This is a genomic window from Halorubrum sp. SP3 (genome assembly GCF_005435195.1).
Taxonomy (GTDB): domain Archaea; phylum Halobacteriota; class Halobacteria; order Halobacteriales; family Haloferacaceae; genus Halorubrum; species Halorubrum sodomense.
The window spans coordinates 66381-88797 of record NZ_SGTU01000005.1; the positions used below are offsets into that span (position 1 = coordinate 66381).

Annotated in this window: 20 protein-coding genes; 14 read left to right on the plus strand and 6 right to left on the minus strand. The window is 69.2% G+C overall.

The window, feature by feature from the left end:
* The first annotated feature begins 25 nt into the window (after nt 1-25).
* The 5 genes from acs (at nt 26) to EXE42_RS05460 (ending at nt 5212) form a co-directional block, all read left to right on the plus strand.
* On the plus strand, nt 26-2020 hold the full coding sequence (gene acs / locus EXE42_RS05440; RefSeq protein WP_092922367.1) for an acetate--CoA ligase: 1995 nt from the start codon (nt 26-28) through the stop codon (nt 2018-2020).
* Between the two features lie 111 nt (nt 2021-2131).
* On the plus strand, nt 2132-2611 hold the full coding sequence (locus EXE42_RS05445) for a DUF4212 domain-containing protein (RefSeq protein ID WP_137693331.1): 480 nt from the start codon (nt 2132-2134) through the stop codon (nt 2609-2611).
* Nucleotides 2608-4404, plus strand: coding sequence for a VC_2705 family sodium/solute symporter (locus tag EXE42_RS05450; RefSeq protein WP_137706048.1), 1797 nt, complete (start codon nt 2608-2610; stop codon nt 4402-4404). The genes EXE42_RS05445 and EXE42_RS05450 overlap by 4 nt, the downstream gene beginning before the upstream one ends.
* Nucleotides 4404-4865 carry a universal stress protein gene (locus EXE42_RS05455; RefSeq protein ID WP_092922358.1) on the plus strand — a complete coding sequence of 154 codons (462 nt, stop codon included), beginning with the start codon at nt 4404-4406 and terminating at the stop codon, nt 4863-4865. Before EXE42_RS05450 ends, EXE42_RS05455 begins: the two co-directional genes overlap by 1 nt.
* A 71-nt stretch (nt 4866-4936) precedes the next feature.
* Complete coding sequence (locus tag EXE42_RS05460) at nt 4937-5212, plus strand: hypothetical protein (RefSeq protein ID WP_092922355.1); 276 nt, start codon at nt 4937-4939, stop codon at nt 5210-5212.
* 27 nt (nt 5213-5239) lie between these two features.
* Here the strand turns inward: EXE42_RS05460 and EXE42_RS05465 are convergent, their stop codons facing one another.
* Together EXE42_RS05465 and EXE42_RS05470 are read right to left on the minus strand one after the other, a co-directional pair.
* Nucleotides 5240-5896, minus strand: a complete 657-nt coding sequence (locus EXE42_RS05465; RefSeq protein WP_092922352.1) for an NAD(P)-dependent oxidoreductase — start codon at nt 5894-5896, stop codon at nt 5240-5242.
* An 81-nt stretch (nt 5897-5977) separates the two neighbouring features.
* A complete protein-coding gene (locus EXE42_RS05470; RefSeq protein ID WP_092922349.1) occupies nt 5978-8653 on the minus strand; it encodes an HAD-IC family P-type ATPase in 2676 nt (891 codons plus the stop codon).
* 180 nt (nt 8654-8833) lie between these two features.
* On the opposite strand from EXE42_RS05470, the gene EXE42_RS05475 reads away from it, so the two are divergent.
* Together EXE42_RS05475 and EXE42_RS05480 are read left to right on the plus strand one after the other, a co-directional pair.
* Nucleotides 8834-9028 (plus strand): cold-shock protein, encoded by a 195-nt coding sequence (locus EXE42_RS05475; RefSeq protein ID WP_004045866.1) that lies wholly within the window; start codon nt 8834-8836, stop codon nt 9026-9028.
* Between the two features lie 118 nt (nt 9029-9146).
* Nucleotides 9147-9686 carry a hypothetical protein gene (locus tag EXE42_RS05480; protein WP_137706049.1) on the plus strand — a complete coding sequence of 180 codons (540 nt, stop codon included), beginning with the start codon at nt 9147-9149 and terminating at the stop codon, nt 9684-9686.
* A 25-nt stretch (nt 9687-9711) separates the two neighbouring features.
* Here EXE42_RS05480 and EXE42_RS05485 read toward each other — a convergent pair whose 3' ends face one another.
* Nucleotides 9712-10680: an oxidoreductase gene (locus EXE42_RS05485; protein WP_137706050.1), complete on the minus strand. Its 969-nt coding sequence runs from the start codon at nt 10678-10680 to the stop codon at nt 9712-9714.
* Nucleotides 10681-10850: 170 nt separating this feature from the next.
* On the opposite strand from EXE42_RS05485, the gene EXE42_RS05490 reads away from it, so the two are divergent.
* Both EXE42_RS05490 and EXE42_RS05495 read left to right on the plus strand, forming a co-directional pair.
* Entirely contained in the window at nt 10851-13316 is a 2466-nt protein-coding gene (locus EXE42_RS05490) for a DNA topoisomerase VI subunit B (RefSeq protein ID WP_137706051.1), read from the plus strand.
* On the plus strand, nt 13317-14402 hold the full coding sequence (locus EXE42_RS05495; protein WP_092922337.1) for a DNA topoisomerase IV subunit A: 1086 nt from the start codon (nt 13317-13319) through the stop codon (nt 14400-14402).
* A gap of 19 nt (nt 14403-14421) precedes the next feature.
* On the opposite strand, the gene EXE42_RS05500 is transcribed toward EXE42_RS05495, so the two are convergent.
* On the minus strand, nt 14422-14709 hold the full coding sequence (locus EXE42_RS05500) for a CDGSH iron-sulfur domain-containing protein (RefSeq protein ID WP_137706052.1): 288 nt from the start codon (nt 14707-14709) through the stop codon (nt 14422-14424).
* Nucleotides 14710-14795: 86 nt separating this feature from the next.
* Between EXE42_RS05500 and EXE42_RS05505 the strand changes: the two genes are divergently transcribed.
* Together EXE42_RS05505 and EXE42_RS05510 are read left to right on the plus strand one after the other, a co-directional pair.
* Complete coding sequence (locus tag EXE42_RS05505) at nt 14796-15449, plus strand: hypothetical protein (protein ID WP_092922331.1); 654 nt, start codon at nt 14796-14798, stop codon at nt 15447-15449.
* Between the two features lie 271 nt (nt 15450-15720).
* Entirely contained in the window at nt 15721-16692 is a 972-nt protein-coding gene (locus EXE42_RS05510) for a transcription initiation factor IIB family protein (RefSeq protein WP_092922328.1), read from the plus strand.
* Between the two features lie 50 nt (nt 16693-16742).
* On the opposite strand, the gene EXE42_RS05515 is transcribed toward EXE42_RS05510, so the two are convergent.
* Nucleotides 16743-17231 carry a cupin domain-containing protein gene (locus EXE42_RS05515; protein ID WP_137706053.1) on the minus strand — a complete coding sequence of 163 codons (489 nt, stop codon included), beginning with the start codon at nt 17229-17231 and terminating at the stop codon, nt 16743-16745.
* A 125-nt stretch (nt 17232-17356) separates the two neighbouring features.
* Between EXE42_RS05515 and EXE42_RS05520 the strand changes: the two genes are divergently transcribed.
* Together EXE42_RS05520 and EXE42_RS05525 are read left to right on the plus strand one after the other, a co-directional pair.
* Entirely contained in the window at nt 17357-17830 is a 474-nt protein-coding gene (locus tag EXE42_RS05520; RefSeq protein WP_092922321.1) for an NUDIX hydrolase, read from the plus strand.
* Between the two features lie 127 nt (nt 17831-17957).
* Entirely contained in the window at nt 17958-20258 is a 2301-nt protein-coding gene (locus EXE42_RS05525) for a hypothetical protein (RefSeq protein WP_137706054.1), read from the plus strand.
* Between the two features lie 83 nt (nt 20259-20341).
* Here the strand turns inward: EXE42_RS05525 and EXE42_RS05530 are convergent, their stop codons facing one another.
* Nucleotides 20342-20647: a hypothetical protein gene (locus EXE42_RS05530; RefSeq protein ID WP_004595838.1), complete on the minus strand. Its 306-nt coding sequence runs from the start codon at nt 20645-20647 to the stop codon at nt 20342-20344.
* Between the two features lie 301 nt (nt 20648-20948).
* On the opposite strand from EXE42_RS05530, the gene EXE42_RS05535 reads away from it, so the two are divergent.
* The gene (locus tag EXE42_RS05535) at nt 20949-22346 is read left to right on the plus strand and encodes an adenylosuccinate synthase (RefSeq protein WP_137706055.1); all 1398 of its coding nucleotides are present in this window, start codon (nt 20949-20951) and stop codon (nt 22344-22346) included.
* The last annotated feature ends 71 nt before the right edge of the window (nt 22347-22417 follow it).

The following is a 22417-nucleotide window of genomic DNA, read 5'->3' on the forward strand; positions in this document are numbered from 1 at the left end:
GATATTGGTTGAGTACGACCGTACCATGACAGAGGGAGACGGCCAACTGGAAGCGAGATTAGCGGAACAGGAAGTATTCGAGCCGTCGGAGTCGTTCGTCGAGCAGGCGAACGTCTCCGACCCGGAAATCTACGAGGAGTTCGACGAGAACTGGCCCGAGTGTTGGGAGGCGGCCGCCGACCTGCTGGAGTGGGAAACCGACTACGACCAGGTGCTCGACGACGGCAACCCGCCCTTCTACGAGTGGTTCACGGGCGGTGAACTGAACGCGTCGGCGAACTGCCTCGACCGACACCTCGACGAGCGCGGCGACGAGGCCGCCATCGAGTGGGTCGGTGAACCCGTCGACGAGGACGACCGCACGTACACCTACGAGGAACTCCACCGCGAGGTGAACGAGTTCGCGGCCGCCCTTCGGGAGCAGGGCGTCGAGGAGGACGACGTGGTCACGATGTACATGCCGATGATCCCGGAACTGCCGATCGCGATGTTGGCGTGCGCGCGCATCGGCGCGCCCCACAGCGTCGTGTTCGCCGGGTTCTCGGCCGACGCGCTCGCGACGCGGATGAACGCCGCGGAGTCGGAGTACCTCGTCACCTGCGACGGCTACTACCGTCGCGGCGACCCGCTCGACCACCTCGACAAGGCGAACGAGGGGCTCGCGGGCGTCGACCACGAGACGACAACGGTCGTCGTCGACCGGCTCGGCCCGAACGGCGACGACTTCGGCCACGACCTCGGCGACGACCAGATCGATTACGACGACCTCGTCGCGGCCCACGAGGGCGCCGAGGTCGAGCCGGTCACCCGCGACGCCGAGGACATGCTGTTCCTGATGTACACCTCGGGGACGACCGGCAAGCCGAAGGGCGTGAAACACACGACCGGCGGCTACATGTCGTGGGTGTCGTGGACCTCGCAGTCGGTCCTCGACATCAAGCCCGATGACACCTACTTCTGTTCGGCCGACATCGGCTGGATCACCGGCCACTCGTACATCGTCTACGGGCCGCTCTCGCTCGGCACGACGACGATGATGTACGAGGGGACGCCGGACCACCCGGAGCGCGACCGGCTCTGGGAGATCGTCGAGGAACACGACGCGACCCAGCTGTACACCGCGCCGACCGCGATCCGCGCGTTCATGAAGTGGGGTTCGGAGTTCCCCGACCGCCACGACCTCTCCTCGCTGCGGCTGCTCGGCACGGTCGGCGAGCCGATCAACCCGCGGGCGTGGAAGTGGTACTACCAGCACATCGGGAACGAGGAGTGCCCGATCGTGGACACGTGGTGGCAGACCGAGACCGGCGGGATGATGGTGACGACGCTCCCCGGCGTCAAGGACATGAAGCCCGGCGCCGCGGGGCCGCCGCTGCCGGGGCTGGACGTCCAGATCCTCGACACGCTCGGCGACGAGGTAGAGCCCGGAAAGGCCGGATACCTCACGGTACAGAAGCCGTGGCCCGGCATGCTCCGGACGCTGTACAACAACGACGAGCGCTACATCGAGGAGTACTGGGCGGAGTACTCCGACACCGACAGCGACGATCCCGACGACTGGGTGTACTTCCCGGAGGACGGCGCGAAGATCGACGACGACGGGTACATCACCGTTCTCGGACGCGTCGACGACGTGCTCAACGTCTCCGGCCACCGGCTGGGGACGATGGAGATCGAGTCGGCGATCGTCGGCGTGGAAGGCGTCGCGGAGGCCGCCGTCGTCGGCGGGAACCACGAGATCAAAGGCGAGGCGGTGTACGCCTACGTCACCACCGAGGACGGCTACGAGGGCACCGACGAACTCCGCGAGGCGATCGTCGGGGGCGTCGAGGACGCCATCGGGCCGATCGCCCGCCCCGAGCAGGTCGTGTTCACGCCGGACCTGCCGAAGACCCGGTCCGGGAAGATCATGCGTCGCCTGCTCGAGAACATCGCGGACGGCGAGGAGCTCGGGAACACGAGCACGCTCCGGAACCCCGAGATTGTCGAGGAGATCCAACAGAAGGCCGACGCCGAGTAGCGCTCGGCGGCCCGTTTTCGAGGCGACCAACACGGACGGAGCGCACGGCACGGCGCACGAATATCACGATAAAATCGCACAAACGAATCACGATAATACACACCACAACACATGACAAACGATAACTCACGAAGTTCGGACGACGCGGCGGCCGACGGTGGCCGCGCAACCGGCGACGCGGCGGCCGACGGTGGCCGCGCAACCGATGACGTGGCCACTGATGGCGGCGTCGCTTCCGCGGGAGCCGCACAGACGCACAAGGATACCGATTACCTCGGAGCGGAGGTGAACATCCTGAACCCGAGCACGCCGTACATGCGCGATCACCTCCGCATCGTCTGGACGGGGTTCGCGATCTGGGTCCTCGCGGTATGGGGGCCGGTGACCCTGACTCGGCTCGCGCCCGAGGCGATGACGCAGACGATGCCGATCTTACAGTTCCCGCTCCACTACTTCCTCGTCGCGTTCGGCGCGCCGACCAGCGCGCTGATCTTGGCGTTCTGGTACTCGCGCAAGCGGGACGCGCTCGACGAGAAGTACGGGATCGAGCACACTGACGTCGCCGCGACCGACGGAGGGACCGACGAATGACGGGACGTTCGCTGCTCCTCCAGAGCGAACTCCTCCCGGAGGCCCTCGACATCTCGTTCAAGATCGGGCCGGCGCTGCTCGTGATCGGAATGCTGGGCCTGTTCCTGACGATCGGGTTCGTCTTCCGCGTGGCCGACACCGACGACATGTGGGTCGCCGGCCGGTCCATCGGGAACGTCGAGAACGGGATGGCGATCGGCGCGAACTGGATGTCCGCGGCGTCGTATCTCGGGATGGCGGCGTCGATCGCGCTGGCCGGCTTCTACGGGCTGGTGTTCGTCGTCGGCTGGACGACGGGCTACTTCATCCTGCTCATCTTCCTCGCCGCGCAGCTGCGCCGGTTCGGGAAGTACACGGCGCCGGACTTCGTCGGCGACCGGTTCAACTCCGACACCGCGCGCGCCATCGCGGCGGTGACGACGTTCCTCATCGGCTTCGTCTACGCCATCGGACAGGCGAAGGGGATGGCCTTGGTCGGCCTGTACATCTTCGGTAACTACGGCGGCCTCATCCCCGGCTTAGACGGGTACCAGGTGATGGTCGTCGCGATGATGGTCGTCACCGTCGGCTACCTGACGCTGTCCGGCATGCTGGGCGCCACGAAGAACCAGGCGGTCCAGTACGTCATCCTCATCCTCGCGTTCGTCGTCGGACTGTTCGTCGTCGGCTACACCAACGGCTACTCCACGGTGCTGCCGCAGCTCGAGTACGGCGCGCTGATCAGCCAGCTCGGCAGCGAGTTCTCCGAGCCGTTCGCGGGTTCGAGCTACTACCTCTGGGTCGCCACGACGTTCTCGCTCATCGTCGGCACCTGCGGGCTTCCGCACGTCCTCGTCCGGTTCTACACGGTCGAGAGCGAGCGGACGGCTCGCTGGTCGACGGTCTGGGGGCTGTTTTTCATCTGTATCCTCTACTGGAGCGCCCCGGCGTTCGCGGCGTTCGGCACCGACCTCTACTCGCAGAACGTCGGCGCGACGTACGGCGACCCCGGCATGACGAGCGCGGCCAGCGAGGTCATCGTCGTGCTGGCGGCGCAGCTGTCCGGCCTCCCGGACTGGTTCGTCGGCATCGTCGCGGCGGGCGGTATCGCCGCGGCCATCGCGACGGTCGCCGGGCTGTTCATCGCCGGCTCGTCGGCGATCAGCCACGACATCTACACCAACATCATCAACGAGGACGCGACGCAGCGCCAGCAGATCCTCGTCGGCCGCCTCTCGATCGTCGCGCTGGGCGCGCTGACGACGCTGGCCGCGCTGAATCCCGCGTCCTCGATCGCGGCGCTCGTGGGATACGCGTTCTCGCTCGCCGGCTCCGTGCTGTTCCCGATGTTCTTCCTCGGCATGTGGTGGGAGAACGCCAACCGACAGGGGGCGCTGGCCGGCATGACCACCGGGCTGACGCTCTGGTCGATCCCGATGATCAACCAGATCGTCCCGACGTACATCGGCTCGCTCGAGGCGCCGCTGTCGACCGGGCTCGCGACGTGGATGCCCGCCATCGGCTCGGCGCTCATCACGCTCCCGATCGTGTTCGTCGTCACCATCGTCGTCTCGATGGCGACCGACGAACCGTCGCTGGAGACGAAGCGCATCGTCCGGCAGTGTCACAGCCCCGAGCCGATGAGTCAACAGGAGACCGCCGAGGACGTCGTCGCCGCGGACGGCGGCGAGGACGTGGCGACAGACGGCGGCCGCGCAGTTGACGACGCGGCCGCAGACGGCGGCCGCGCAGTTGACGACGCGGCCGCCGAGAGCGACCGCGCTGACGACGACTCCACGGAGGCGGAGCGGTAATGTACGAACGCATCCTCGTTCCCACCGACGGAAGCGACGTCGCGGAGGCCGCCGTCGACCACGCGCTCGACCTCGCGGAGCGGTACGACGCCGAGGTCCACGCGCTGTACGTGGTCGACATCGACTCGGTGAACTTCAGCCTCGGGACCGAGCAGGTCGACCGGCTCAAGCAGGGTCGGTTCGACGAGATGGGCGAGCTGAAAGACCAGGCGGACGAGGCGACCGGCGTGGTCGCCGACCACGGTGCCGAGCGTGGCGTCGACGTCGTCGAACACGTCTCCGGCGGCCGGCCGCACAAAGTGATCGCCGACTACGCGGAGGACAACGGGATCGACCTCATCGTGATGGGGAGCCACGGCCGGGCCGGCGTCAGGCGCGCGCTCTTGGGCAGCGTCACGGAGCGCACCCTGCGCTCGACGCACGTCCCCGTCCTCGTCGTCGACTACCTCGACGAGGACTGAACGCCTCGATCGCGCGGCCGACCCCGCGCGATTCCGCAACACCGACGTACCCCCTCTCACACACTCACCTCATGCCCGACACGGACGCCGCGGAGACGCCGGACGACGCCTCGCCCGACCCCAGCGTCGCTGACCGCGCCCGGAACGTGCTCAGCGAGAACGGCACCGGAATGGTCCAGGACCTGCTGTTCGCGTTCGCGTGGGTGGGGCTCGTGTCGCTGCTGTACGACTTCGCCTTCTCCGCGGCTCCGCAGTGGGTGCTGTACATGTTCATGCTCGCCGGGATCCCGGCGTACTTCGGCTTCTTCATCTCGCTGGAGATCGCGAGGGAGCGCGGCGCGCGCTGAGTCGGCACCCCGCTTCCGGTCGGTCGGTCACCGAGCGAGCTCTCGGATGTCCGAGACGTCGAGCAGCCGTGCGTCCGGATTCAGCGCGGCCCGATACGTCGCCCTCGCGACGGTGTCGACGGAGAGCGGTCGCGACTCGCCGAGCCGGGACGCGATCGGCGGCGCGCTCGCGACGAACCGGAGGAACCGGTCCGCGACCCCGGGGAGGTGCGGTTGGCCCTCGCCGTACACCGGTCCCGGCCGGAGGATGACGGCGTCGAGGTCGAGGTCGGCGACGGAGGTCTCTGCGCGGCGCTTGGCCGTCAGATAGGCGTTCCGGACGCCGGGCGGCTTCGCCGCGGCGGAGAGGAAGACGAAGGCGTCGACGCCGGCGCGTTCCGCCTCCAGCGCCGTGAGCACGGCCGCGTCGCCGTTGACGCGCTCGAAGGTGACCCCGTCGCTCGGCGACTCGGTGAGCGTCCCGACCGAGTGGACGACGGCGTCGACGCCGTCGAGTCGGTCGCGCCACGCGTTCGGGCGGAACAGGTCGGCGCTCGTCCACGAGACGGCGTCCGCCCACTCGGCGTCGACGTCGGGGCGGCCGCCCCGCGAGACGCTGCGGACCTCGTGGTCGTCGCGGACCGCGAACCGACAGACGCCGCGTCCGATGAAGCCGCTACCGCCGACGACGAGGAGGGTCGACATGTGCCGTCGTACGCCCCGCGCCGTCTTGGGGCTTCGGGAGCGCCGTCAGGACGGGGAAACCCGCGGTCGGTCGACGGCCGATCAGCGCCGGAGAAACCCGAGGAGCGCGTAGTCGCCGTCGGGGTCGTACCGGCGGAACAGGAGGCTGTTGGTGAGGACGGAGACGGAGGAGACCGCCATCGCCCCGGCCGCGAGGACGGGCTGGAGCAGCCCGAGCGAGGCGAGCGGGATCATCGCGGTGTTGTAGCCGAGCGCCCACACGAGGTTCTGTCTGATCTTCTGGAGGGTGGCGTCGGAGACGCGGATCGCCTTCACCACGTCGAGCGGGTCGTCGCGCATCAGCGTCACGTCGGCGGCCTCGATGGCCACGTCGGTCCCGGAGCCGATGGCGGTGCCGACGTACGCGACCGCGAGCGCCGGGGCGTCGTTGACGCCGTCGCCCACCATCATCGCCCGGCGGCCGTCGGCCTGGATCGCCTCGACCGCGTCGGACTTGTCCTCCGGGAGGACGCCGGCGCGGACGTCGTCGGGGTCGATGCCGACCTGCTCTGCGACCGCACGGGCCGTGCGCTCGTTGTCGCCCGTGATCAGCATCACGTCGACGCCGCGCTCGCGGAGCTGGCTCACCGCCGTCTCCGCGCTCGGCTTCACCGTGTCCGCGTCGGCGACGACGCCGAGGAGCTCCCCGTCGTCCGCGCCGGCCCGGATCCGGGCGACGAGCATCGCCGTCTTCCCCTCGCTCTCTAAGCGTTCCATCGTCTCGGCGGCGGGCGAGGGGTCGATCCCCGCGTCGCGCAGCAGCTTCCGGTTGCCGACCAGCACCTCGTCGCCCTCGACGGTGGCCCTCACCCCGTGACCGGGGACGTTCTCGAAGTCGGCGGGGTCACCGAGTTCGAGGCCGCGCGCCTCGGCGCCGTCGACGATGGCGCGGGCGAGGGGGTGTTCGCTGCCGCGCTCCGCGCTCGCGGCGAGCCGGAGGACCTCGTCCTCGTCGGCCAGCGCGCCGGTCGCGGCGCCGTCGCCGGTCCCCGCAGAACCGTCGTCGGTCGCCGCGTCGCCGCGCTCGGCGACCGCGCCGCCGTCGGGGAGCTCGCCGACCGCGACCACGTCCGTGAGCTCCATCTCGCCTCTCGTGAGCGTCCCCGTCTTGTCGAAGACGACGGTGTCGACGTCCTTCGCGCGCTCGAGGACGTCGCCGCCCTTGAACAGGACGCCGTGTTGCGCGCCGATGGTGGTTCCGACCATCGTCGCCGCCGGCGTCGCGAGCCCGAGGGCACACGGGCAGGCGATCAGGACCGACGAGGCGAAGACGACGACCGCGAACTCGAATGTCGAGACGGTTCCACCGACCACTGCGGGGCCGCCCGCGACCTGGCCCCACAGCGGGAGCCAGTCGACGAACGCGGCGAGCGTCTGGGGGAACGCGAACCAGACGACGCCCCAGAACACCGCGTTCGCGATGACCGCGGGCACGAAGTACGCGGAGATTCGGTCCGCGAGGTTCTGGATGTCGGGCTGGCGGGACTGCGCCTCCTTCACCGTCTGGACGATCTGCTGTAAGGCGGTGTCCGCACCGACCTTCGTCGCCTCGACGACGAGGAGGCCGTTCTCGTTGACGGTGGACCCGACGACCTCGTCGCCCTCGGTCTTCTCGACCGGAACGGACTCGCCGGTCACCATCGACTCGTCGACGGCGGACTGCCCCTCGACGACGACGCCGTCGGTCGGGATCCGCTCGCCGGGCCGGACCTTCATCCGGTCGCCGACCTCGACCTCGTCGATCGGGACCTCCCGTTCGGTCCCGTCCTCGTCGACGAGCGTGGCGGTGTCGGCCTCCATCTCCAGCAGCTTTCGGAGCGCCTCCCCCGCCTGTCCCTTCGAGCGGGCCTCGAGGTAGTTGCCGAGGGTGATGAAGACGAGGATGAGCGCCGCCGTGTCGAAGTAGACGCTCCCGGCGACCGCGTCGAGGAGGACGGCGACGGAGTAGACGTACGCCGTCGTCGATCCCAGCGCGATCAGCACGTCCATGTTGGCGCGACCGTTCGTGACGAGCGCCTTGTAGGAGTTCACGTAGAACGGCCGGCCGAGCACGACTTGGACGGGCGTCGCGAGCGCGAACGCGACCCAGTGGATCCCGACGCCGAAGACCCGGTCCGGGGCGATTCGGCCCCCGAGGAGGAGGTTGTCGACGAGGAGGAAGAGGAGCGGCGCGGCCAGCGCGGCGCCGAACAGCGTCAGCCGACGCTGTTTGCGGATCTCGGCGTTCCGGGCCGCGTCGCGCGCGCTCTCGCCCGATCCGTCGCCGTCCCCGTCGGACTCACCGGCGCCGTCGCCGTCCTCGCGGACCGGCGAGTAGCCCGCGTCCTCGACGGCGTCGTACAGCGCCGAAAGCGACGTGTCGGCGGGATTGTACCGGACCTGCGCCTCGTCGGTCGCGTAGTTCACGTCGGCGTCGACGACGCCGGGCACGGACTCGAGCGCCTCGCGGTTGGCGTCCGCGCAGTTCGCGCACGACATGTCGGTGATCGCCACGGTCGCCGTCTCGGAGACCGCTCCGTAGCCCGCGCCCTCGATCGCGTCGTAGATCGCCGCGAGCGACGTCGCCTCCGGGTCGTACTCGACGGTCGCCTCGTCGGTCGCGTAGTTCGCGTCCGCCCGCGTGACGCCGTCGAGCGACCCCACGGCGTCACCGACGGTCGCCGAGCAGTTGGCACAGCTCATTCCCGTGACGTCGAGGTGGGTGGTTCTGGTACTCATCTTGGTTAGTACTAGGGGCTACTCCCTTAGTGCGCTTTCCCATTCGAAACCAAAGTCTGAACGAGGATGAAATTTCGGATCGAAACCTCATTCCGGGTTTGCGTCGAAATCGTGTCGAGTTCTCCGCCGCGAGCGCGGCACGCAACACTTATCACCACGTCGGGAGACGGTTTGGATGCGATGGCGACAGGTAAGGTCGACTTCTTCAACGACACCGGCGGCTACGGATTCATCGAGACTGACGACGCTGACGAGGACGTGTTCTTCCACATGGAAGACGTCGGCGGCCCGGACCTCGAGGAGGGACAGGAGGTAGAGTTCGAGATCGAGGAGGCGGACAAGGGTCCGCGCGCGACGAACCTCACTCGGCTGTAACCCGTCCGGCGGCATCCGCTACCGGCGAACTCGGACAGCTCTCGAAACGCGTTCCGCGTATATTATCACCCCAAGCGGCGGCGCCGCCGTTTTGGTCGCCGAGCCGGAAACGGCGCGCATGGAGGCCGCCGACCTCGACGCGTTCGTCGACGAGAACCTCGACCGCTACGCCGAGACGCAGGGCGTCCTTCCCGAACGGCTCGACGAGTTCGGCGAGGCGTACCGCTCGCAGGGACACCTGACGCGCGACCAGCTGTACGAGATCGCCTACGAGTCGTCGACGCGGAGCGCCTACCACGTCGAGAAGAACCCCGAGTCTCGGTGTCGGGAGGTGACGCGCAACGCCCGCGCCGTCGACGGCGACTTCTCCGCGATCCACCTGATAACCGGGCTCTCCGGATTCAAGGCGCCGACGGCGTCGTGCGTGGTCGCCGCGCTCGACGGCGACCGCCACGCCGTCGTCGACACGCGCGTCTGGGCGTCGCTGGAGCGGCTCGGCTACCTTGACGGCCGCAAAGAGTCGTTTGACGCCGCCGACTACGTGACGATGATCGGGCCGATCCGCGAGATCGCCGCCGAGACCGGCTACCGCGCGGTCGACGTGGGATACGCGCTGTTCGCGCACGACGCGCACGTCCGGGAGGGAACGCTCCACTGACGCCGCGGACCCGTGAGGGGACGGCTTACACCGGGTACTCGACGCCGGTCGCCTCGGTCGAGTACTCCCAGAGCTTCCGGGCGTCCCCGCGGTCGTAGGAGGCGTCGTTCGAGCGGCCGACGGTCGGGTGGCCGCGCATGTTCATGAGGCCGCCGGGCTCGACGTAGGCCCCGCCGTCGACGTCGGCCGTCGCCGCGAACAGCATGGGCTCGACGCCGATCTCGGGGTCTTGTCCCAGCACCGCGTTCGCGGCCTTCATCCCGACCTTCATGAGGGGGTTGCCGCTCTCCTCGGCGGTCCGCATCTGGAGGTTCGTGTCCGTGTAGCCGGGGTGGCAGGCGACGCTGCGGATCCCGGGCTCGTCGGGCTCGTCGCTCTCGCCGTTCGCCGCGTCGAGGCGCCGCTGGAACTCGTAGGCGAACAGCAGGTTCGCGAGCTTACTGCGCCCGTACGCCTTCCACTTGCCGTACGACTCCTCCCAGTTGAGGTCGGCGAAGTCCATCTCGCCCTGCTCGTGGGCCCCCGACGACTGGGTGACGACGCGGGCGTCGCCGCCGACGCCGTCGGCCGCTTCGAGCAGCGGGAACAACCGCCCGGTGAGCGCGAAATGCCCGAGATGGTTGACGCCGAACTGCGTCTCGAACCCGTCCTCGGTCTCGCTGCGGGGAATCGCCATCACGCCGGCGTTGTTACAGCAGACGTCGACGGCGTCGTAGTCGGCGGCGAGGCCGTCAGCGAACGCCTCGACCGAGTCGAGCGAGGCGAGGTCGCACTCGCGGACGTCGAGGTCGCCGCCAACCTCGCCCCCCGCGTCGGCGCGGATCTCGCGGGCCGCCGCCTCGCCGCGGTCGACGCTCCGACACGCCATCACGACGGTCGCACCCCGGGCGGCGAACGCGCGGGTCCCCGCGTAGCCGAGCCCGCTGTTCGCCCCCGTGACGACCACCGTCTTCCCGTCCAATCGCGGCATCTCGTCGGTCGTCCAGTCTGCCATGAGGTACCGAAGGGGCGTCAGGGGGAGAAACCTGTCGGCCGGATCGGACGTTACCCGCTCGTGAGAGAAGTTCTCTATCGGGGCGACGAGACGCCGTCTGACGCCGGGATCCACTTTCACCGCGCCGGCGGTGCGTTTTTAGGTGCCTCGGTGAAAGGAGGGAGTACCGAATGACGTCCTTCCAGTCGACGATCGGCGACGAGGAGGGGATCGCGGAGGAGCTGGCCGAGGGCCAGCGCGAGATCTCCATCGCCGAGTTCTTCGAGAAGAACAAACACATGCTCGGGTTCGACTCGGGCGCCCGCGGGCTCGTCACCGCCGTCAAGGAGGCGGTCGACAACGCCCTCGACGCGACTGAGGAGGCCGGATATCTCCCCGACATCTACATCGAGATCGAGGAGGTGGGCGACTACTACCGGGTCGTCATCGAGGACAACGGGCCGGGCATCACAAAAGAGCAGCTGCCGAAAGTTTTCGGGAAGCTCTTGTATGGTTCAAGGTTTCACACTCGTGAACAAAATCGCGGTCAACAGGGGATCGGGATTTCAGCGGCTGTACTGTACTCTCAGCTCACTTCCGGCCAGCCGGCGAAGATCACTTCGCGCCCGAAGGGGCAGTCGCGGGCGCAGTACTTCGAGCTCATCATCGACACGGACACCAACGAGCCGGAGATCAAGGCAGACGAGGAGACGACGTGGGACCGCCCGCACGGCACCCGAATCGAGCTGGAGATGGAGGCGAACATGCGCGCCCGCCAGCAGCTCCACGACTACGTGAAACACACCGCGGTCGTCAACCCCCACGCGCGGCTGGAGCTGCGCGAGCCCGGGCTCGACGAGCCGCTGAAGTTCGAGCGCGCGACCGACGAGCTGCCGGCGGAGACGGAGGAGATCCGCCCGCACCCGCACGGCGTCGAACTCGGCGCGCTGATCAAGATGCTGGAGGCGACCGAGTCGTACTCCGTCTCCGGGTTCCTCCAGGAGGAGTTCACGCGGGTCGGCAAGAAGACCGCCGACAGCGTGATCGACAACTTCCGTGACGGCTACTACGGCCGCGAACTCGCGTGGTCGCCGCCGCGCGCCCGCGACGACCGCGACGTCGCGAGCGCGGTGAGCGAGGCCGTCGCGAACAAGGGCGCGGAAGCGACGACCGCCTTCGCGGAGGGCGTCGCGGAGACGGTTGGGAACAGCGACCGAATCACCCGCTCCGAGCTCGCGGAGGTCGTGGACACCGTCGCGGAGACGGTCGAGAACGACACCGACAAGACGTTCGGCGGCACCGTCCGCGAGAACGCGGTCGACGCCGCGTGGCGGGCGGTGACGGGGCTCGGCGGTGACGAGGACGAGGCCACCGATTCGGGCGGGGACACCGAAAGCGGTGACGACGCGGACGAGTCGACGCTCGTCGCGGACGCCTACGCGCTCGTCGACGAGGCGACGTCGACGCGCAAGGACGACGCCGCGGTTCAGGCGATGGCCGAGGCGCTCGCGCGCCGGTTCGAGAACCTCGACGGCGACGCGTTCCGGATCACCCGCGACGACCTCGAACGGCTCGTCGCGGACGCGGCGTCGTTCGTCGCCGAGCAGCGCGACGCGACGTTCGGCGAGACCGCGCGCGAGAACGTCGTCGAGGCGTTCTGGTCGCGGGCGCGAAGGGTCCCCGACGACCCGCCGAAGGTGAAGGCGATCGCGGGCAGCCGCGACGCGGCCGCCGACCTGCTCGACGCGATGCGGACGACCGACATCCTCGCGCCGCCGACCGACTGCCTCGCGCCGATCACCGCCGAGTTGGTCGAGGCCGGGCTCCGGAAGGAGTACGACGCCGACTTCTACGCGGCCGCGACCCGCGACGCCGAGGTCCACGGCGGCGACCCGTTCATCGTCGAGGCCGGCATCGCGTACGGCGGCGAGATTCCGGCGGACGGGTCCGTGGAACTGCTCCGGTTTGCGAACCGCGTCCCGCTCGTTTACCAGCGCGGCGCCTGCGCGACGACGGACGTGATAAAGCGGATCGGGTGGCGCAACTACGGGCTCGATCAGCCCGGCGGCTCGGGGCTCCCCAACGGCCCGGCCGTCATTAGCATTCACGTCGCCTCCACGAACGTCCCGTTCACGAGCGAGTCGAAGGACGCGCTCGCGAACGTCCCGGCGATCGAAGACGAGATCGAGCTCGCGGTGCGGGAGGCCGCCCGCGAGCTGAAGTCGTTCCTCAACAAGCGGCGCTCGATGCAGCAGCGCCGGGAGAAGCAGGACGTGCTCGGCAGGATCCTCCCCGAGATGGCCGACAAGGTCTCGGAGGTGACGGGCCGGCCGCGGCCCGACATCGACGGCGCCTTGGCGCGGATCATGAACAACGTCAGCGTCGAGCGCGAGGTAAACGGCGAGACGGTGACGCTCGTCGTCGAGAACCACTCGGACGTGAACGAGGCGTTGGAGATCACCGACATCGTCTCGACGGAGCCGACCGATCTGTCGGACGGCACGGTGGTGGACATGGACGGCGAGTGGTTCGTCCAGTGGAAGCCCGAGGTGCCCTCGGGCGACGAGCGGGAACTGACGTACGCGGTCGACGGCGACCCCGAGTTCGAGGTCAGCGTCGGCGGCGTGGAGACCGAGAAACTCACGGTGAACGCCTAAATGACGACCGAAAGCGACGCACGAGACGAGCTGATCGACCTGGCGGCGGACTTCTACGACCAGTTCGCGGCCGGCGACATCCCGGAGATGACGCTTCCCACGCGGACGAAGAGCAACATCGAGTACGACGAAGCGAGCGGCGTCTGGACCTACGGCGACCGCACCTCGACGCGAAGCGCCAACTCGGTTCGGGGCGCGCGCAAGCTGCTGAAGGCGGCGTACACGATCGAGTTCCTCGCGAACCAGCTCGACGACGACCGCTCGTCGACGCTGCGTGAGCTGTACTACCTCTCGGAGTCGTGGAACAACGACGAGGCGCAGTTCAAGAGCCAAGACGAGTCGAACGACCTCGTGGAGGACCTCGAAATCGTCACCGGGGTCACCCGCGAGGACTTCCACATGCGACCGGAGGAGTCGGGCGCGAAGGTGATGGGGCCGCTGGAGATCCGCGAGCAGACCAACCGCGGCGACCGCGAGATCCACTGTCAGCTCGACGTCGGCCAGGGCGGCTACCAGATCCCCAACAATCCCGACACCATCGAGTTCCTTGACAACGACGCGGAGTTCGTCCTCTGCGTGGAGACCGGCGGCATGCGCGACCGGCTCGTCGAGAACGGGTTCGACGAGGCGCACGACGCCCTGGTCGTCCACCTGGGCGGGCAGCCCGCCCGCGCGACGCGCCGCCTGACGAAGCGCTTCCGCGACGAGCTGGACCTCCCGGTGGTGGTGTTCACCGACGGCGACCCGTGGTCGTACCGGATCTACGGCTCCGTGGCGTACGGCTCGATCAAGTCGGCGCACCTCTCGAAGTACCTCGCGACCCCCGAGGCGCGGTTCATCGGGATCCAACCGGAGGACATCGTCGAGTACGACCTCCCCTCGGACCCGCTGTCCGACTCGGACGTGAACGCCCTCGAATCGGAGCTGGAGGACCCGCGATTCCAGACCGACTACTGGGAGGAGCAGATCGAACTCCAGCTCGACATCGGGAAGAAGTCCGAACAGCAGTCGCTCGCGAGCCGCGGGCTGGACTTCGTTACCGACACGTACCTCCCCGAGCGGCTCGGGGAGATGGGCGTGCTCTGAACGCCCGCCGCCGCATCCGCTACCGGTCCGCGTCGTCGTTTCCGTCGATTTCCCGCCGCTCGCTGTTGACTCCCCGCCGCTCGCCGTCGATTTCGCCGACCTCCCGGCGCTCCCCGTCGGCGTCGTCGTTCGAGTACTTGTACACGACGCCGTCCGCCTCGTCGGCGGTCGCGTTGTGCGAGCCGTCACAGAGCGGCTTCGCGTCCGACAGACCGCACTGACAGACGTAGATCAGGCCGTCGTCGCCGGCGTCGGACTCGTCGAGTATCGCCGGTCCGCGCTCCTCGTGCGTCACTTCGCGCGCCATAGTCGTCGATCGGTGCGCACCCGAATACGGCTTGCGGCCGGCACCGCGACAAGGCATATACTGCTCACTAGGTAACGGGGTCCGAGATGCCGACAACCGAACGGACTACCGTCCGCTCGCTCGTGACCCTCCCCGCGGGCTGGCTGCCGGTCGTCGTCGCCTCCGGGAGCGGCGCGGCGCTGCTCGGACTGGCGTCGGCCTGGATCGGTCTCGTGACCGCCGGCGTGACGCCCGGCGGTTCGGAGGTGGCTCGGTGGACGGTCGGGGGTCCGATCTCCGCGGTCGAGGGCGCGATCTGGTTCCTCTTCGACGCGCACTGGGTTCGGATACGAACGGGCCCCGGACTGGGGACCACGATTTTCGGCCGGCCGCTGGTACAGGCGGACGCCGCGCTGTGGCCGCTCCGCGGGGTCGTGGCGGTGATCGGAGTCGCCGGTGCGGGCGCGGTCCGGTACCTCGGGACCACCGACCCGCTGACGGGGGCCGTGACCGGGGCGGGTACGGCGCTGGGGTACCTCCCGACGATGCTCGCGCTGCGGTGGATCTCGCGCGTGCCGCTCACTCGCCACGCGGCCGACGGGGCCGTTCCGATATCGGACGCCGACGGGATTCCGGTGTCGCAGGCGACGGGCGTGTCCGCCGGGCCCGACCTCGTCGCGGCCCTCGTTCTCGTCACGGGACTGAGCGTGACCGTCGGCGGTCTCGCCGGCGCGGCGGCGGCGGTCGCGGCCGGCGACTGACGGCCGGTGCGCTCGTTCCGGATGGCACCCGAACGCCCGCGAAACGCCTATATACTATACCTCGCTCAGAAGCCGTCGATTACCCGCTCGTCGCCGCTCAGTCGACTCGATCGGCAATCCCGAATTGTACAGGGTTGTACACGGCGGTTTCGGGCGTGTCCCTGGGACGCCAAACACACGAACATTTAAGTATTCGGATCCCTTACCGTAGGGTGAGGAAAACACCGAGATCCGTCTCTCGGTTTCGTCTTTCCCTCCACGCACCAAACCAATGAGCGAGAACCTTCGAACGTACACGACCGAGCAGGACGAGAGCGAGACCGAGTCGGAGAGCGAGACAGAGGAGCTGCAGTGCCCGGAGTGCGGCGGCCAGTTAGCGACCGACACGGAGCACGGCGAGACCGTCTGTGTCGACTGCGGGCTCGTCGTCGAGGAGGACGAGATCGACCGCGGGCCGGAGTGGCGTGCGTTCGACTCCAAGGAGAAGGACAACAAGTCGCGGGTCGGGGCCCCGACGACGAACATGATGCACGACAAGGGGCTCTCGACGAACATCGGCTGGCAGGACAAAGACGCCTACGGCAAGTCGCTGTCCAGCCGCCAGCGCGAGAAGATGCAGCGGCTCCGCACCTGGAACGAGCGGTTCCGCACCCGCGACTCCAAGGAGCGTAACCTCAAGCAGGCGCTCGGCGAGATCGACCGCATGGCCAGCGCCCTCGGCCTTCCGGACAACGTCCGCGAGACCGCCTCCGTCATCTACCGCCGCGCGCTCGACGAGGACCTGCTCCCCGGCCGCTCCATCGAGGGCGTCTCGACGGCGTCGCTGTACGCCGCCGCCCGGCAGGCGGGGACGCCGCGCAGCCTCGACGAGATCGCGGGCGTCTCCCGCGTCGAGAAGGACGAGATCGCCCGGACGTACCGCTACGTCGTCCGCGAGCTCAAGCTGGAGATCCAGCCCGCCGACCCCGAGAGCTACGTCCCGCGGTTCGCCTCCGACCTCGGCCTCTCCGACGAGGCCGAGCGGCGCGCACGCGGCCTGCTCGACACGGCGAAAGAACAGGGGATCCACTCCGGGAAGTCACCGGTCGGGCTCGCCGCCGCCGCCGTCTACGCCGCCTCGCTGCTCGTCAACGAGAAGGTGACCCAGAGCGAGGTCAGCGAGGTCGCGAACATCAGCGAGGTCACCATCCGGAACCGGTACCACGAGCTCCTCGAGGCCGAGGACTCGGTCGCGCTGAACTGACGCGTCGCTCCGCGTCCGGGCGTCGCGGCGTTCGGAGGTCGCTCCCGGTTTCAATCGCCTCTTTCGCCCTCCCAGTAGTCCACCTCGTCGCCGATCCGATAGTACCCCGACAGCGACCGCTCCTCGCGGCCGCCGGGCGGCGAGCCGACGTACACGCCGAACGTCTCTGAGTCCGGGTACACGGTCACGTCGGGCTCGCGCATCGTCGAGACGACGAGGTAGCGCAGGACCTCGTCGCCGTCGTTGACGACCCGGTGCGCGCCCGAGGCGTCGGCGGGGAACGCGGCGTACTCCCCCGGTCGAAGCGGGTGCGCCTCGTCGTCCAGACGCAGCGTCCCCTCGCCCGCGAGGACGTACAGGGCCTCCTCGTTGGCCGTGTGGTAGTGGTACGGCCACGAGCGCTCCCCCGCCGGCAGCTCGTAGAGGCTACAGCCGAGGGCGTCGCCGCCCGCCGCCTCGGCCAGCTGCTTCCGCCGCCAGGCGGCGTCGTCGGCGTCGGGCGTCGTCCACGACAGGTCGTCCGCGTTTATCCGTGGCATGGACGACCGTTAGGAGGGAACGCCAAAGTCGTTCGCGTCGCCGGGGGAACGTCCGCTGTCCGGCCCCTCGGCCCGGCGCGGTCGGGAGCCGAAACCGCGAAGGCGGCGCGTCGCCACCCCACCGTATGGAGACGACTCGCCACTTCACGGCGACGACGTACATCGTCAACGACGGGGCGACCGCCCTTCACCAGCACGAGCGGCTCGGGATCACGCTGCCGCCGGGGGGCCACGTCGACCGCGACGAGCTCCCCCACGAGGCCGCGCGCCGCGAGGTCCGCGAGGAGACGGGGCTGACCCCCGAGCTGATCGCGACGGCGTCGGAGATTACGGGCCCGAACACCCGCGGGCTCCCGGAGCCGGCCCACCTCATGCTCCACGACATCAACGTTCACGAAGACGGGTCGGTGGGCCACCAGCACGTCGACCACCTCTACTACGCCCGGGTCGACTCCCGAGCGATCGCTCCCGACGGCGACGACGAGGTCGACCCGACGCAGTGGCGGTGGTACACCCCCGAGGAGCTCGCGGCGAGCGACCTCCCCGAAGACGTCGTCGACCTCGGTCGGGAGGCGATCGCCGCCGTCGACGGCGACTGAGCGGTTCGGACCGTCGAGCGGTCGAACGGAACCGCCGTCGTTCGACGCGGACCCGGAGTCGAGGCGTCAGACGGCCGTCTCACGCTCCGGAAGGTATTTGGGTCGGTGTTGGCGACGTAAACGCAGGATGGACGCACAGCGACGGGAAGCGATCGCCGAGTGGGACGACCGCTCGTTTTCGGACGGGTTCGCGGGGCTCCGTCGGATCGTCGACGACGGGTTCTCCGGTGCGGCGACCGACGGGACCGGTTGGCTGTTCTTCGTCGGCGGGCGCGTCGTCGGCGTCGCGGACGCGACGCTCGACGCCTTCGCCGACGCCTCGGGGACCGTCTACCGGGCCCCGGACGACGCGCTCCCGGTGCTCTTCGCGATGCAGGAGCTCGACGGCGAGCCGCGGGCGAAGTACTACACCAAGGACACGCCGCTGGCAGAGGCGGACCGCAAGCTCTCGCAGGGCGGATTCACCGGCTACATCGAGCTGTCGGAGAACGTCCTCTCGGGCGACTACTACGTCGCCTACACGGGCGGCGAGTCGATGGCGGCGGCGTACGTCGGCAACGCGAGGCGGCTGGAGACGGGCGACGAGGCGTTCGACCTCGCCGCCGACGAGGTCGGCATCTACACCGTGTACGAGGTCGAACTCGACGTTCGCGACCTCCCGGACGGAGACGGTGCGGGCGAGGCGAGCGGCACTACCGACTCGACTGACCCGACCGACTCGACCGACTCGACTGACCCGACCGAACCGCATCGATCGACCGCCGCCGCGGACGGAGAGCCGATTGACGAGACTGCGGGCGTCGGGAGTGACGACGAGACTGCGGGCATCGGGAGTGACGACGAAACGGAGACCGCGGATCGAGGCGACGACGATCCGCCGCGCGCCGTCGGCTCCGCCTCGAGCGCCGGCCGAGACGGCGACTCGACGGCGCCGACCCGAGGGGATGAGCCGACGGGCGCCGACGCGGGCCCCGTCGCGGACGAATCCGACGACGCCGATGCGAGCGGGGAGGCCACGGATGCGGACGACGCGCCGACGTCCGGTGCGGTTCAGATCGGAGACGCCGAGTCCGCCGACCGGGACACCGAGGAGGCAGGCGCGCCCGACCCCGGGCGACGGCCGCCGAGGGACTCCGACCGAGGCCCGACAGCGGGCGCCGCCGACTCGAACGCCGGCGACGCGCCGGACGCGGAAGACGTCTTCTCGGAGGAGGCCGAGTGGCGGGAAGAGAAGTCGATTCCGGCGCTCGACCCCTCCGAAGCGGGCGGCGAGCCCCGAACGACCGACGACCGACGCACCGGATCGTCGGGGCGCTCTCGGTCGGCTGACGACCGCGGTCGGTCCGAACGGAGCGAGTCGAGCGAGGCCGGCGGGTCGCCGTCGCCGCGCTCGACCGCCCAGTCGGCGTCGGGGCCGTCGGCGGTCTCGAAGCGCGAGGGGCGCGACGCGTCGAGCGACGCGGCCCCCGAGCGGGTCCGGAAGCTCGAGACGGCGCTCGAGGAGACGGAGACGGAGCGGCAGTCGCTCGCCGACGAACGCGACCGGCTGGCCGCCGAGCGGGACGAGATCGAGACGGAACGCGACGAGTTGGCCGACGAGGTCCAGCGGCTCGAATCGGACGTGGACGACCTCAGGGAGGAGCGCGACCGCCTCCGTCGCGAGCTCTCGAACGCGAGGGAACGGCTCCCGGACGCGGACCGGACGCTCACGCCGTCCGAGGCCCGGAACGGGACGAACCTGTTCATCAGGTACGACTCGAAGGAGGGCGCGACGCTGGCCGACGCCCACGAGGGAAGCGTCGACCGCGAGGCGCTCCGCGAGAACCTCCGGGTCGAACACCACACGAGCTTCGAGACGGACGGCCTCGCGGTCGACGGACAGCCGTTCGAGGAGTTCTTAGCGGACACCATCGAGTACGGCTTCACCCGCTGGCTCGTCGAGGACCTCCCGTTCGAGGTCCGCGGCACGGGCAACGAGGGGACCCTCCGCGACCTCTACGACGCGCTGCCCGAGGTCGACCGCGCCGAGATCGGCGGGACGGTGTCGATCGAACTCCGCGAGGGCGGCGAGGAGGTCCGCGAGCAGCGGGCGTTCGACCTCGTGTTGCGCGACCGGATGGGCCACCCGCTGTTCGTCGCCGACCTGAACGACAGCCGGGACCCCACGCCGGAGGGAACGCTGGAGTCGCTCGTCGAGAACGGGCGCGACATCGCGGCCTCGAACGAGACGTTCGCCGGAGCGTTCGCGGTGACGGAGAGCTTCTTCGAGCCGGGGGCGTTAGAGACCGCGAGCGACGCGGTCGGCGGCGGCCTGTTCAGCCGGTCGAAGCGAGCGAGCTTCGTGAAGCTCTCCCGCAAGCAGGGGTTCCACCTGTGTCTCGTCGAGGCGCGCGACGGCGGGTTCCACATGACGGTTCCGGACCTGTAGCTGCCGCCGAGCGGTTCGGACTCGCGGCTACGCGGGGAGCGAAAGCGCGGCAGTCACGTCGGCGGGCGAAATCGGAATTCCGGTCAGTTCTCGAGCTCGGCGGCGTCGTCGATCCGCATGGAGCCGAGCTTCTCGACGGTCTCGTCGAGCTTCTCGTCGAGCTCGTCGACGAACTCGTGGGTCCGCTCCGTGGTGATCGCGCCCTGGCTGGACGGCTCGATGAGGTTCTCCTCCTCGAGGACGCGCAGCGAGTACCGCACCTTGTGGTGCGGGTAGCCGGTCTCGTTCGACATCTTCACGATGCCGATCGGCTCGTTTTCGATGACCATCCGTAGGACCTGGAGGTGACGCTCCAGCATGTCTACCTCTTTCTCTAGTCGATCTATCATGGCACATGTTAACTCGTCATGCCCCCGTTTAAAAGTTGCTGTCGGCGGCCGGCACGGACCCGGTAGATCGCGTGACCGAATGCTTTGACGTGACAGTAGTTAACGTGTTCGATCCCGCCACGGCGGACGGGGACCGTACCGCGACGGAGGAGACCGAAGCTGACGCCGCGGAGCGAAGTCGAGTAAATACACGAACGGGAGTATTCCCATCAGTGTATCGTGTTTGTGATCCATGTCTGTGGTGGTCTCGTGGTCCCAGACCGTAATCGGTTTTACCCCCCGCCGGGAATCGGCAGGTCGTATGACACTCACCATCGTCGGCTCCCAGCTCGGCGACGAGGGCAAGGGCGCGCTCGTCGACCGATGGGGAGGGGACGCGGACGTCGTAGTCCGTTATCAGGGCGGCGACAACGCCGGTCACACCGTCGTCGAAGGCGGCGCGGAGTACAAGCTCTCGCTGGTTCCCAGCGGCGCGGTCCGAGGCACGGTCGGCGTCCTCGGAAACGGCTGCGTCGTCAACCCGAACACGCTGTTCACCGAGATCGACGACCTGCGCGAACGGGGGCTCGATCCGGACGTGCGAGTCGCCCGCCGCGCCCACGTCATCATGCCGTATCACCGCGTGCTGGACGGGATCGAAGAGGAGGTCAAGGCCGACGACGACGCGGGCGACGAGGTCGGCACGACCGGCCGCGGCATCGGCCCGACCTACGAGGACAAAGCCGGGCGTCGCGGGATCCGGGTCGCCGACCTGCTCGACCCCGACGCGCTCCGCGAGAAGCTCGAGTACGTCGTCCCGCAGAAGCGCGCGCTCGTCGAGGACGTGTACGGGATCGACCTCACGGGCAGCGAGGCGCAGAGCGCCCCCGGCAGCCGGACGCAGTCCGGCGGCGACGACCGCGCCGAGGCGTTCGACGTCGACGCGCTCCACGAGGAGTTCGCCGCGATCGGCGAGCGCCTCGCCGACGAGGGGATGACCGTCAACTGCTCCGACTACCTCCACCGCCGCCGGGAGGCGGGCGACGAGATCCTCTTCGAGGGCGCGCAGGGGACCCACATCGACGTCGACCACGGGAACTACCCGTTCGTCACCTCCTCGAACCCGACCGCCGGCGCCGCGGCGGTCGGCTCGGGCGTCGGCGTCACGACCGTCGGCGCCGGCGAGGTCGTCGGCATCGTGAAGGCGTACCTCTCGCGAGTGGGCGAGGGGCCGATGCCGACCGAGCTCGACGGCGACGCCGACGAGGAGGCGCTCGCCGACGAGATCCGCGAGAGGGGCGGCGAGTTCGGCACCGTCACCGGGCGCCCGCGCCGGATCGGCTGGCTCGACCTCCCGATGCTCCGCCACGCCGCGCGCGTCTCCGGGTTCACCGGGGTGGCGGTCAACCACGTCGACGTGCTCGCCGGGCTCGACGAGCTGAAGGTGTGTACTGGCTACGAACTGGACGGAGAAGCGCTCGACACCGTGCCCACCACCACCGACCGCTGGGAGCGCTGCGAGCCGGTCTACGAGACCCTCGACACGTGGGAGCCGTTCGACTCGGCCGCGGTCGCCGAGGCGGGCTACGACGCCTTACCCGAGGCGGCCCGCGAGTACCTGGAGTTCGTCGCCGACGAGATCGACACCCCGGTCTACGCCGTCGGCGTCGGCCCCGACCGCGAGGAGACGGTCGAACTGACGAACCCGTTCGAGGCGTAGGGCGCGGCCGACGGCGACGGGGCAGACGTCGGACCCGCTCGCCCGTGCGAACGACCGTCGCGGCCGGCCGA

What these genes read in the sequence shown, in the direction of transcription:
- acs (WP_092922367.1), top strand. Translation starts at nt 26, where the DNA reads ATGACAGAGGGAGACGGCCAACTGGAAGCGAGATTAGCGGAACAGGAA.
- EXE42_RS05445 (WP_137693331.1), top strand. Translation starts at nt 2,132, where the DNA reads ATGACAAACGATAACTCACGAAGTTCGGACGACGCGGCGGCCGACGGT.
- EXE42_RS05450 (WP_137706048.1), top strand. Translation starts at nt 2,608, where the DNA reads ATGACGGGACGTTCGCTGCTCCTCCAGAGCGAACTCCTCCCGGAGGCC.
- EXE42_RS05455 (WP_092922358.1), top strand. Translation starts at nt 4,404, where the DNA reads ATGTACGAACGCATCCTCGTTCCCACCGACGGAAGCGACGTCGCGGAG.
- EXE42_RS05460 (WP_092922355.1), top strand. Translation starts at nt 4,937, where the DNA reads ATGCCCGACACGGACGCCGCGGAGACGCCGGACGACGCCTCGCCCGAC.
- EXE42_RS05465 (WP_092922352.1), bottom strand. Translation starts at nt 5,896, where the DNA reads ATGTCGACCCTCCTCGTCGTCGGCGGTAGCGGCTTCATCGGACGCGGC.
- EXE42_RS05470 (WP_092922349.1), bottom strand. Translation starts at nt 8,653, where the DNA reads ATGAGTACCAGAACCACCCACCTCGACGTCACGGGAATGAGCTGTGCC.
- EXE42_RS05475 (WP_004045866.1), top strand. Translation starts at nt 8,834, where the DNA reads ATGGCGACAGGTAAGGTCGACTTCTTCAACGACACCGGCGGCTACGGA.
- EXE42_RS05480 (WP_137706049.1), top strand. Translation starts at nt 9,147, where the DNA reads ATGGAGGCCGCCGACCTCGACGCGTTCGTCGACGAGAACCTCGACCGC.
- EXE42_RS05485 (WP_137706050.1), bottom strand. Translation starts at nt 10,680, where the DNA reads ATGGCAGACTGGACGACCGACGAGATGCCGCGATTGGACGGGAAGACG.
- EXE42_RS05490 (WP_137706051.1), top strand. Translation starts at nt 10,851, where the DNA reads ATGACGTCCTTCCAGTCGACGATCGGCGACGAGGAGGGGATCGCGGAG.
- EXE42_RS05495 (WP_092922337.1), top strand. Translation starts at nt 13,317, where the DNA reads ATGACGACCGAAAGCGACGCACGAGACGAGCTGATCGACCTGGCGGCG.
- EXE42_RS05500 (WP_137706052.1), bottom strand. Translation starts at nt 14,709, where the DNA reads ATGGCGCGCGAAGTGACGCACGAGGAGCGCGGACCGGCGATACTCGAC.
- EXE42_RS05505 (WP_092922331.1), top strand. Translation starts at nt 14,796, where the DNA reads ATGCCGACAACCGAACGGACTACCGTCCGCTCGCTCGTGACCCTCCCC.
- EXE42_RS05510 (WP_092922328.1), top strand. Translation starts at nt 15,721, where the DNA reads ATGAGCGAGAACCTTCGAACGTACACGACCGAGCAGGACGAGAGCGAG.
- EXE42_RS05515 (WP_137706053.1), bottom strand. Translation starts at nt 17,231, where the DNA reads ATGCCACGGATAAACGCGGACGACCTGTCGTGGACGACGCCCGACGCC.
- EXE42_RS05520 (WP_092922321.1), top strand. Translation starts at nt 17,357, where the DNA reads ATGGAGACGACTCGCCACTTCACGGCGACGACGTACATCGTCAACGAC.
- EXE42_RS05525 (WP_137706054.1), top strand. Translation starts at nt 17,958, where the DNA reads ATGGACGCACAGCGACGGGAAGCGATCGCCGAGTGGGACGACCGCTCG.
- EXE42_RS05530 (WP_004595838.1), bottom strand. Translation starts at nt 20,647, where the DNA reads ATGATAGATCGACTAGAGAAAGAGGTAGACATGCTGGAGCGTCACCTC.
- EXE42_RS05535 (WP_137706055.1), top strand. Translation starts at nt 20,949, where the DNA reads ATGACACTCACCATCGTCGGCTCCCAGCTCGGCGACGAGGGCAAGGGC.